Genomic DNA, 10,235 nt, shown 5'->3' on the forward strand with positions numbered 1-10,235 from the left:
AAGCATTGAGCTTAGAACCAGCGCTGTCAGTGCACTCAGACCCAATTTCTTTTCCATTTGTATCCAGTTACAAAAACGAGAGTGAGAGAATAATTATTTTGGTAAATCGCATAAAAATGGTGAAAGCGACTCAAGGCGCGGGATTTTACGGAGAGAAGACAGCGCATGCAATGGGGATAGGCAGATTTGTGACTAAAAATGCTAAAGGCGGCATAAAGCCGCCTTTTATTGTTACAACTGTCTGTTACTTATACAGGTCGGCGCTGATGGTCATGTTGTTACCACGTTCCGACCACTGGCGGGTAATGTGGTAGTACTTGGCACCTTTTTTCGCTGCACGTTTCGCAACCTGGTAAGAGACTTCGGTCATGTTGCCATAGTTACCGGTGAACTTGATGCTGTCGAACGGCACCATCATCGCGGCGGTAGCTTTGTTCAACTCCTCAACTTTAGTACCGTCAGGCAGGGTGACAGTGTAACGTCCGCCTTTAGTTGACTGAGTTTCGAAGAAACGACCCACTTCGGCACTCGGAGACGCGGTTGTTGCCACGCCTGGGATTTCAACTTTCTTCGCGGCTTCGCCACCGGCTGCTAAAGCGGCACGTCCGGCATCAGAATCGGCAGGGATCGCATCAGGGCTTTGAACAACACGTTTTTTCGCATCTTCTTTGTAGATGAATGCGGTAATACGTTGGTTACCCCCCTGGTTGGCATCAACCTGGCGTACGATATAAAAAGAGTAAGCCCCTTTTTCTTTCGCCACTTTGGTGATGGCATCATTTACTTCAGGCTGGCTGCGGTAGAAACCCTGAACCGTAACGGTATCGAAAGGTTCAATCAGAACAGCCTGGTCTTTCGGTAATTCCATAACGCCGTTGATGACGCGATTTTTGGTGACTTCTGCTTTTTCAGCGTCGGCTTTATAGATATCGGCGACGACGCGCCAGTTACCGCCACTGCCAAAATCTGAGGTATCAACAACATAAAAGGAGGCTGCACCGTCTTTATCTGCACGACGAGATACGGCGTCTACCGCATCACCGATAGCATTAAAACGACCGGTAACCACAATGCGGTCATAGGGTTTCAGGGCAGCTGCTTGCTCCGGCGTCAATTCTGTCGCTGCATTTACAGAAAAAGCAGTCGCAGAAAGAAGAGCGGACGCCAGGAGAGTGTTCTTAAGCTTCATAAAAATAATCCTTCGCCTTGCGCAAACCAGGTACTGGTATTGTTATTGACTAGAAACGTGGCTGATTATTGCATTTAAATTGTGTCAGTGTCTGCGTGATTTTTCACTCATCGTGCCACCCATGCTAACAACATCGATAACATTTAGTGATATGTCTAAAAATTCGGCGTTTGGCGGCTAAAACTGATAAAGCAGTTGAATTTCATAAGTTAATTTAATGTTAATCAATTGTTCTACGGTGGCGCTTAATCATGTTTTGCCGCTTCGCTTGAGCGAATTATCGGCCTTTGCGGGCTATTTAAAGGGCATTATCCCTGCTTGCGAATGAATTCATTCCTGTTTTGCAAATTTCATAATAAATACTGTTTTTTGGCGCTAGATCACAGGCGTCATTTTCAGTAGCTTATACAGAGTTTGTTACTGTTTTATTTTATTGGGGTAACACTGAGCTCTCTCGGGAGTGTGCGCATGCCTCTTGCGAACATTGATAAACCATCATCAAAAATACAGATGGAAGGGAACATTATGCGAATTGGCATACCAAAAGAACGGTTAACCAATGAAACCCGTGTTGCAGCCACACCGAAAACGGTTGAGCAGCTGCTGAAGCTGGGTTTTAGCGTCGCGGTTGAAAGCGGCGCAGGTCAACTGGCTAGTTTTGACGATAAGGCGTTTGTGCAAGCAGGCGCAGAAATTGTTGACGGGAATGCTGTCTGGCAGTCAGAGATTATCCTGAAGGTCAATGCGCCAGAAGCGTTTGAGATTCCGTTGCTTAATTCGGGTACCACGCTGGTGAGTTTTCTCTGGCCTGCGCAGAACCCTGAGCTACTGCAAAAACTCGCTGAGCGAAATGTGACGGTCATGGCGATGGATTCCGTGCCGCGTATTTCGCGTGCGCAGTCACTGGATGCCTTAAGCTCGATGGCCAACATTGCCGGGTATCGTGCAATTGTTGAAGCGGCACATGAGTTCGGACGGTTCTTTACCGGGCAAATTACCGCGGCGGGTAAAGTTCCACCTGCCAAGGTGATGGTGATCGGTGCTGGCGTGGCGGGATTGGCCGCTATCGGTGCAGCAAACAGCCTCGGGGCGATTGTTCGCGCCTTTGACACGCGCCCGGAAGTAAAAGAACAAGTTCAGAGTATGGGCGCTGAGTTCCTCGAACTGGACTTTAAAGAAGAAGCGGGCAGCGGCGATGGCTACGCCAAAGTGATGTCCGAAGCGTTTATTAAAGCGGAGATGGAGCTGTTCGCCGCTCAGGCAAAAGACGTCGACATCATCGTTACCACCGCGCTGATCCCGGGGAAACCAGCGCCGAAACTGATCACGCGTGAGATGGTTGATTCGATGAAGCCCGGCAGCGTGATTGTCGATCTCGCCGCGCAAAACGGGGGTAACTGCGAGTATACCGTTGCCAATCAGGTGACCACCACCGAGAACGGCGTCAAGGTTATCGGCTATACCGATTTGCCGGGACGTTTGCCGACTCAGTCTTCACAATTGTATGGCACCAACCTTGTAAACCTGCTGAAACTGTTGTGCAAAGAGAAAGACGGCAACATCACCGTTGATTTTGACGATGTGGTGGTGCGCGGCGTGACAGTGGTTCGCGATGGTGAAATTACGTGGCCTGCACCACCCATCCAGGTTTCTGCTCAGCCACAAGCGGCGCCTAAAGCTGCACCTGCACCACAGGAAGAGAAAAAACCTGCATCCCCATGGCGCAAATATGCGCTGATGGCGCTGGTGGTGATTTTGTTTGGCTGGCTAGCCGACGTCGCGCCAAAAGAGTTCCTCGGACACTTTACGGTGTTCGCACTTTCCTGCGTGGTGGGTTACTACGTGGTGTGGAATGTCTCGCATGCGTTGCATACCCCGCTGATGTCCGTGACTAACGCTATCTCCGGGATCATCGTCGTGGGGGCATTATTACAAATTGGCCAGGGCGGCTGGGTGAGTTTCCTGAGTTTTATCGCGGTGCTTATTGCCAGCATTAATATTTTCGGTGGCTTCACCGTGACTCAGCGCATGCTGAAAATGTTCCGGAAAAACTAAGGGGTAACATATGTCTGGAGGATTAGTTACAGCTGCATACATTGTTGCCGCAATCCTGTTTATTTTCAGCCTGGCGGGACTTTCCAAACACGAAACGTCTCAACAGGGTAACAACTACGGCATCGCCGGGATGGCGATTGCGCTGATTGCCACGATTTTTGGCCCGGAGACCGGCAACGTCGCCTGGATTCTGGTTGCAATGATCATTGGTGGTGCAATTGGTATTCGTCTGGCGAAAAGAGTCGAGATGACCGAGATGCCGGAGTTGGTGGCGATTCTGCACAGCTTCGTCGGTCTGGCCGCCGTACTGGTTGGTTTCAACAGCTACCTGTATCACGATACCGGTCTGGAACCGATCCTGGTGAACATTCACCTGACTGAAGTGTTCCTCGGCATCTTTATCGGTGCAGTAACCTTCACCGGTTCTATCGTGGCGTTTGGTAAACTGCGCGGCAAGATCTCATCTAAGCCGCTGATGCTGCCGAATCGCCATAAGTTGAACCTGGCGGCACTGGTGGTTTCTTTCCTGCTGCTGGTGGTGTTTGTTCGTACCGAGAGCGTGGGCCTGCAGGTTCTGGCGCTGCTGGTGATGACCATTATCGCACTGGCGTTTGGTTGGCACCTGGTAGCATCCATCGGTGGGGCCGATATGCCAGTCGTCGTCTCTATGCTGAACTCCTATTCAGGATGGGCGGCAGCAGCGGCAGGCTTTATGCTGAGCAACGATCTGCTGATCGTTACGGGTGCGCTGGTCGGTTCCTCGGGTGCGATCCTGTCTTACATTATGTGTAAGGCAATGAACCGTTCTTTCATCAGCGTTATTGCGGGTGGGTTTGGCACCGATGGGTCCTCAACCGGTGATACCGAAGAAGCAGGTGAACATCGCGAGATTAATGCCGAAGATACCGCTGAAATGCTGAAAAACTCTCATTCTGTGATTATCACCCCGGGCTACGGTATGGCGGTGGCGCAGGCGCAGTATCCGGTGGCGGAAATCACTGAGAAACTGCGCGCCCGTGGTATCAAAGTCCGCTTTGGTATTCACCCGGTAGCAGGGCGCTTGCCTGGTCACATGAACGTGCTGTTGGCGGAAGCAAAAGTGCCGTATGACATCGTGTTGGAAATGGATGAAATCAACGATGATTTCGCCGATACCGATACCGTGCTGGTTATTGGCGCGAACGATACGGTGAACCCGGCAGCGCAGGATGATCCGCGCAGCCCGATAGCCGGAATGCCGGTGCTGGAAGTGTGGAAAGCGCAGAATGTTATCGTGTTCAAACGCTCAATGAACACCGGTTATGCAGGCGTGCAGAACCCGCTGTTCTTTAAAGAAAACACCCATATGCTGTTTGGTGATGCCAAAGCCAGCGTGGATGCGATTCTGAAAGCGTTGTAATGCGTGCTTAAAAGTAAGACGGCCTCTGCGGAGGCCGTTTTTTTATTAAACATCCAGTTTACGCTGGGTTATCCATTCCACGCGCGCCGGATCGCGATGCGAGAAAAATGCGCTGATCCCGGCGTCCATGGCGGCGATTTGCGTCATTTCCTCAGTCGTTAAGGTAAAATCCAGTATCTGAATATTCTCTGTCATACGCGCTTTACGCACGGTTTTCGCCAGAGAAATAATTCCGCGCTGATAAATCCAACGCAGTACTACCTGACCGATGCTTTTCCCGTACTTTTTACCAATCGCGGCCAGTGTCGGATTTTGAAACAGGTCATTGCGCCCCTCGGCGAACGGTGCCCAGGCTTGTGGTTGAATATTGCGGCTCTGCATCCAGGCTACGGCATGCGGTTGCTGGTGGAAGGGATTCACTTCTATCTGATTCACCGCCGGGATGATGCGGTTGAAGGCCATCAAATCTGCCAGACGGTCCGGGTGAAAATTGCTGACGCCAATTGCGCGAATTTTCCCTTCCTCGTAGAGTTCCTCCATCGCACGCCAGGCACCGTGTACGTCGCCATAGGGCTGGTGGATTAAATACAGGTCAAGGTAGTCAAGTTGAAGGCGCTGCAACGAACGCGCAAACTGAGCTTTCGCGCCAGCGTAGCTGGTATCCTGTAACCACAGCTTGGTTGTGATGAAAAGTTCATCGCGGGGTACGCCGCTTTGTTTCAGCGCATTGCCGACCTGAGTTTCATTCAGATAGGAGGCGGCGGTATCGATCAGGCGATATCCTGTTTCGATGGCATCCCGCACGGCTTGCTCACACTCGTTCGCTTCGGTCATTTGGTATACACCAAAACCGAGCAGAGGCATCTCAACACCGTTATTTAAGACCGTTGTATTCATGGAACGCTCCTGATCATCATTTTTTGCATTGCCAGCAGATTAGCAAGAATCTGTTCACACCATTAGTCCGTTAAATCAGCATAGACCTATGAGCTAAATTCATTTTTAGCAGGCTAAAATGCGAAGGTTGTCGCATGTGTTAGCGGGGAGAGGGCGTTACTCATGATTGGCGTTCATAAACTTATGCTTCTTTGGCTATCTAATCACTGTCATTCACCCCGTATATACTGCCACCTGACTTTTCCTAAGATAACAGGACGCTATGCGTACACGTGAACAGTGCCTGCCGGCTGCTGCTGCAAGCCAGACCGGTCTCTCTTTTATTCTCATCCTCAGCGGCCTGATGGCCTTTACTTCACTTTCAACCGATATCTACCTCCCGGCGATGCCGACCATGGCGGGGGATTTAAACGGCAATGTGGAGCTTACTGTTACCGGTTTTTTGGTGGGGTTTGCTATTGCGCAGCTGATCTGGGGACCGATCAGCGATCATCTGGGTAGACGTACACCGTTGTTCATCGGCATGGTGCTGTTTATCATCGGTTCTGCGGGGTGTGCGCTGTCCACGGATATCACGCAAATTGTTTTCTGGCGGGTCTTTCAGGCGCTGGGGGCCTGTACCGGACCGATGCTGGCGCGTGCCATGATTCGTGATCTCTTTGCTCGTACTCGTGCGGCGCAAATGTTGTCAACCCTGGTACTGGTTATGGCGATTGCCCCCATCGCAGGGCCATTGATTGGCGGGCAAATTATTCGACTGAGCACCTGGCACTCTATTTTTTGGTTACTGGTGGCCATTGGCGTGCTGATGTTTATCTCGTTGCTGTGGTTACCGGAAACAATCCCTGAAGAAAGACGCGTAAAAGCCTCACTGGCAGGCGCATTCCGGCATTACCGCGCGCTATTAACCAATGGTCGATTTATGCGCTACACCCTGAGTCTGACCTTTTATTACGTGGGTGCGTATGCGTTTATTACCGGTTCGCCATTTGTTTACATTCGCTATTACCATGTCGATCCGCAGCATTATGGCTGGTTATTTGCGTTAAATATTGTCGGCGTTATGGCGATGAGTGCGGTCAACCGCCGGCTGGTGCAACGGCACGCGTTAGAACAGTTGCTTAAGTACGCGACAATGTTGGCGGCACTGGCTGCTGTTGCATTGGCACTGCTGGTTAAGCTGGAAATAGGGGGGGTTATTGCCATTATCATCACTGTGTTTCTACTATTTTCGATGAATGGGATCATTGCAGCAACGTCGACGGCCGCCGCGCTGGATGCGGCCCCCAATATCGCCGGGTCAGCTTCGGCGCTGATTGGTTCATTACAGTATGGCAGTGGCATCATCTCATCGTTACTGCTGGCGAGATTGAGTGACGGCACCCCCTGGACCATGGCCTGGATTATTGCGCTATTCACACTGATGAGCGCCGCACTGGTGTTCCGAGACAAACAGTAGTTGAACAGCTCCGCGATAGCGGGGCATACGCTTATTCTTTGTTAAGATCGCTCAGCAGGACGGCAATGCTTTGACCACCATTTGTTTGCTCAAGGGCAATCTTTACAATGATGGTCAGCGGTACTGAAAGCAGCATCCCAACGGGGCCGAGCAGCCAGCCCCAAAAAATCAGCGACAGGAATACCACCAGCGTAGAAAGTCCCAGCCCACGCCCCATGATGCGGGGTTCGAGGATATTGCCGAATACCAGGTTAATCACCAGATAACCTGCCAGCACGAGCAACGCGTCGTAAAAACCGCTGAATACCAGTACCTGAGCAATAGGGGGAATCGCTGCCAACACCGAACCGATGTTAGGAATATAATTCAGGGCAAAGGCCAGTAGTCCCCAGACAAACGCGAAGCGGACATCCAGTGCGGCAAGCATGCCCCAGGCGACCAGGCCGGTGACGATGCTGATGGCGGTTTTTAGTACCAGATAGTGTGAGACACTGTCGATAGCGCGTTGGATCGCGGCCATTCCCTCAAGAGGGCGGCTCATCATTTGTTTGAGTTTTCCGGGGAGTTGCGGTACTTCCAGCAGCATAAAAACCACGGTCAGCAACAGTAGAAATATCGAGGACATCGCATTAGAGAGTTGCGTCAATAAATTGGTGACCAGCGTCATCGCAGCGTTCGGATCGACATATTTCACCAACTCGTCTACGGAAACGCCGATCCCCGCACGTTGTAGCCACGGTTCGATATTTTTCAGTGGGATAACCAATGACGAACGATACTGCGGCAGTGTCCGTGCCAGCTCATTTAAGGATGTACCTAAATAAGCCAGAAGCAGCACCATTAGCATGACAATAATAACAACCAGCAATGACACGGCAAATACACGCGGTATGCGGAGCTTAACCATGCGTTGTACTACGGGATTAAGCACGACGGCGATAAATAACGCCAGAATAAACGGTACGATGATATCGGCGGCAAATCGGATACCGGTTAAAATGATAACCAACATGCCGAGCATAATAACTATTTTTAGGCCGTTAAGCGTGATGATCGGTTTTGCCATGTGAATCCCTGAGTTTTTTATCAATATAATAATGTGATCTGCCTCGAGCCGTTATAACAAAAATCAAACGAGTCGGGTAAAGAAGTGAAAAGATTTTGAGTTCGCATTGAACCTATGATACAAATCATCTGTGTTTAACTACCGAGGACAATTATCATCCGCGATGATGAGAAGCAACACTGCGGATAATTGTAATATTATGGACAATACGTTCAGGATGTTTTTGCGTTTACCTACACTTCTTCGTACCTCCTCCACTTTCTTGCTTGCGGGTGAGCAACACTGGCGCAACGCGCTTTAGTCCCTTCTTCTGCCTGAGCTGGCGTTATGCGCTGAGCTATCTGATTCTATTTTTTGGTTTACTGCATGCAGTAGGCCCAAAGGACTATATTCTCAAGCAGGAGAAGCATCATGTTTTACTGGATATTATTAGGTCTGGCCATTGCGGCTGAAATTACCGGTACGCTGTCAATGAAATGGGCCAGCGTAGGCCATGGTAATGCGGGCTTTATTTTAATGCTGGTAATGATCGCCTTATCGTATATTTTTCTCAGTTTTGCCGTTAAAAAAATCGCCCTTGGTGTGGCCTATGCCTTATGGGAAGGTATCGGAATTTTATTTATTACGCTGTTTAGCGTGTTGTTATTCGACGAAACCTTGACCACGATGAAAGTTGCTGGACTGGTCTCGCTGGTGTTAGGCATTGTGTTGATCAAATCGGGTACCCGCAAGCCGGCAAAAGCGAGGAGGGAGGTGACCCATGCAGCAGTTTGAGTGGGTTCACGGCGCGTGGCTTGGAATGGCCATCGTTCTTGAAATCGTTGCTAACGTCTTCTTAAAATTTTCCGATGGTTTCCGCCGTAAGGCTTATGGCGTGTTGTCGCTGGTGGCGGTGTTAGCGGCCTTTAGTGCGCTGTCCCAGGCGGTAAAAGGGATCGACCTTTCTGTCGCCTACGCGCTGTGGGGAGGATTCGGGATCGCCGCAACGTTGGCCGCAGGATGGGTGCTTTTTGGTCAGCGCCTGAATAACAAAGGCTGGATTGGCGTCGCCTTGCTGCTGGCCGGAATGATAATGATCAAACTTGCCTAATCTACGTGCTGCCCGCAAACGTGGGCAGCATGCGTCATCCCTTCGCCAGTGCTTCGAGTTTATCGCGAAAACCCGTCACAGAAATGGCGCGATTATCTGCCCGCCAGCGATCTTTTGCTGCTGGAGCGGAGCTTTGCACACCAATCAATTGCCAGCCTGAATCTGTCTTTAACATCAATGGGGAGCCGCTGTCGCCAGGGAGCGTATCGCACTGATGCGACAAGACTGTATTTTGCGCCCAGCCAGTTACCACGCAATCCTGATGCGTGTACAGGTCATCCAGGTGATCTTCCGGGTACCCCGATTGAGTCACTTTACGGTCAGCAGCTTTTAGCGCAGCGGTTAACGCGGCTTTATCACCGTCAAATAACGGTAGCGGCGTGATCCCGGAGGGGGGATAACGTAACACTACCAGACCAAAATCCCACGGAGCTGCAGAAGGTGGGACAATCCAGCCGTCACCATCTGCTTTTAAACGCTTGCCGAGAGAGGGATCAACCCGTCCTTCAATGCCGTGGATTTCATAGCGCCAGATACCCTTTTTCGACACAAAACGTAGCGCGACGGCTTTATCCGGCTTGCCTTTTGGTGGGGTGAGTAAGCAGTGCCCGGCGGTCAGGGCCAGGTGAGGTGAAATGAGCGTAGCCGTACACAGGTTACCGCTGGCGGTTTCCAGTTGCCCGATAGCGTCCCACGGTGATTGTGTAGGGTCAGTCACCCTCACACGATCATCATGACCAAAAAACAGCGTTTTTATGTTATCGGCTTCAGCAATGGTCGTTGCAGGCTGCTCCGCATGTGCAACGACAGGAAATAGACAAATTGAACCCAGTAATACCGCAATGGTTTTATGCATATCACACTCTGGTGGGGAATTATGATTATTAACAGCAAACCCTCAGTTAATACTATAGACGGGACGGCGGGAAAGTGGGAGTAAAATCAGATAACTACACTCAGGAAAGATAAAAATGCATGGCGATAAGAGCGCAAATTATCAGGGTAATAAGAATGAACTCAAAGCGGTAATGTGACACCATTTTACCCTCCGAAAGGCGGCGCTAAATCAGACTGATTTAG

9 protein-coding genes are annotated in these 10,235 nt (G+C 50.6%); 5 read left to right on the plus strand and 4 right to left on the minus strand.

The annotated features are described in order from the left end of the window. Nucleotides 1–244 precede the first annotated feature (244 nt). Nucleotides 245–1,189 (minus strand): DUF1471 family protein YdgH, encoded by a 945-nt coding sequence (gene ydgH, locus FDX03_RS18585; RefSeq protein WP_005121175.1) that lies wholly within the window; start codon nucleotides 1,187–1,189, stop codon nucleotides 245–247. Between the two features lie 525 nt (nucleotides 1,190–1,714). Here ydgH and pntA point away from each other — a divergent pair. Further along, nucleotides 1,715–3,244, plus strand: a complete 1,530-nt coding sequence (gene pntA / locus FDX03_RS18590; protein WP_048212589.1) for a Re/Si-specific NAD(P)(+) transhydrogenase subunit alpha — start codon at nucleotides 1,715–1,717, stop codon at nucleotides 3,242–3,244. A gap of 10 nt (nucleotides 3,245–3,254) precedes the next feature. After that, the gene (pntB, locus tag FDX03_RS18595; protein WP_137346381.1) at nucleotides 3,255–4,643 is read left to right on the plus strand and encodes a Re/Si-specific NAD(P)(+) transhydrogenase subunit beta; all 1,389 of its coding nucleotides are present in this window, start codon (nucleotides 3,255–3,257) and stop codon (nucleotides 4,641–4,643) included. Between the two features lie 45 nt (nucleotides 4,644–4,688). Here the strand turns inward: pntB and FDX03_RS18600 are convergent, their stop codons facing one another. Next, nucleotides 4,689–5,540 carry an aldo/keto reductase gene (locus FDX03_RS18600; RefSeq protein ID WP_048211726.1) on the minus strand — a complete coding sequence of 284 codons (852 nt, stop codon included), beginning with the start codon at nucleotides 5,538–5,540 and terminating at the stop codon, nucleotides 4,689–4,691. A gap of 262 nt (nucleotides 5,541–5,802) precedes the next feature. Between FDX03_RS18600 and FDX03_RS18605 the strand changes: the two genes are divergently transcribed. Next, entirely contained in the window at nucleotides 5,803–6,999 is a 1,197-nt protein-coding gene (locus tag FDX03_RS18605; protein WP_137346382.1) for a multidrug effflux MFS transporter, read from the plus strand. 31 nt (nucleotides 7,000–7,030) lie between these two features. Here the strand turns inward: FDX03_RS18605 and FDX03_RS18610 are convergent, their stop codons facing one another. Beyond that, nucleotides 7,031–8,065: an AI-2E family transporter gene (locus FDX03_RS18610; protein WP_048211724.1), complete on the minus strand. Its 1,035-nt coding sequence runs from the start codon at nucleotides 8,063–8,065 to the stop codon at nucleotides 7,031–7,033. Nucleotides 8,066–8,473: 408 nt separating this feature from the next. On the opposite strand from FDX03_RS18610, the gene mdtJ reads away from it, so the two are divergent. Together mdtJ and mdtI are read left to right on the plus strand one after the other, a co-directional pair. Next, nucleotides 8,474–8,839, plus strand: a complete 366-nt coding sequence (gene mdtJ, locus FDX03_RS18620) for a multidrug/spermidine efflux SMR transporter subunit MdtJ (RefSeq protein WP_161958620.1) — start codon at nucleotides 8,474–8,476, stop codon at nucleotides 8,837–8,839. Beyond that, nucleotides 8,826–9,155 carry a multidrug/spermidine efflux SMR transporter subunit MdtI gene (mdtI, locus tag FDX03_RS18625; protein WP_040233868.1) on the plus strand — a complete coding sequence of 110 codons (330 nt, stop codon included), beginning with the start codon at nucleotides 8,826–8,828 and terminating at the stop codon, nucleotides 9,153–9,155. Before mdtJ ends, mdtI begins: the two co-directional genes overlap by 14 nt. Before the next feature lie 34 nt (nucleotides 9,156–9,189). Here mdtI and FDX03_RS18630 read toward each other — a convergent pair whose 3' ends face one another. Further along, nucleotides 9,190–10,011: a serine protease gene (locus FDX03_RS18630; protein WP_048211723.1), complete on the minus strand. Its 822-nt coding sequence runs from the start codon at nucleotides 10,009–10,011 to the stop codon at nucleotides 9,190–9,192. Nucleotides 10,012–10,235: the final 224 nt, after the last annotated feature.

This window comes from Citrobacter sp. wls827 (assembly GCF_005280875.1).
Classification (GTDB): Bacteria; Pseudomonadota; Gammaproteobacteria; order Enterobacterales; family Enterobacteriaceae; genus Citrobacter; species Citrobacter youngae.

Coding starts and splice junctions, on each gene's coding strand:
- FDX03_RS18605 (WP_137346382.1), top strand. CDS start 5,803: ATGCGTACACGTGAACAGTGCCTGCCGGCTGCTGCTGCAAGCCAGACC.
- pntA (WP_048212589.1), top strand. CDS start 1,715: ATGCGAATTGGCATACCAAAAGAACGGTTAACCAATGAAACCCGTGTT.
- pntB (WP_137346381.1), top strand. CDS start 3,255: ATGTCTGGAGGATTAGTTACAGCTGCATACATTGTTGCCGCAATCCTG.
- mdtI (WP_040233868.1), top strand. CDS start 8,826: ATGCAGCAGTTTGAGTGGGTTCACGGCGCGTGGCTTGGAATGGCCATC.
- ydgH (WP_005121175.1), bottom strand. CDS start 1,189: ATGAAGCTTAAGAACACTCTCCTGGCGTCCGCTCTTCTTTCTGCGACT.
- FDX03_RS18610 (WP_048211724.1), bottom strand. CDS start 8,065: ATGGCAAAACCGATCATCACGCTTAACGGCCTAAAAATAGTTATTATG.
- FDX03_RS18630 (WP_048211723.1), bottom strand. CDS start 10,011: ATGCATAAAACCATTGCGGTATTACTGGGTTCAATTTGTCTATTTCCT.
- FDX03_RS18600 (WP_048211726.1), bottom strand. CDS start 5,540: ATGAATACAACGGTCTTAAATAACGGTGTTGAGATGCCTCTGCTCGGT.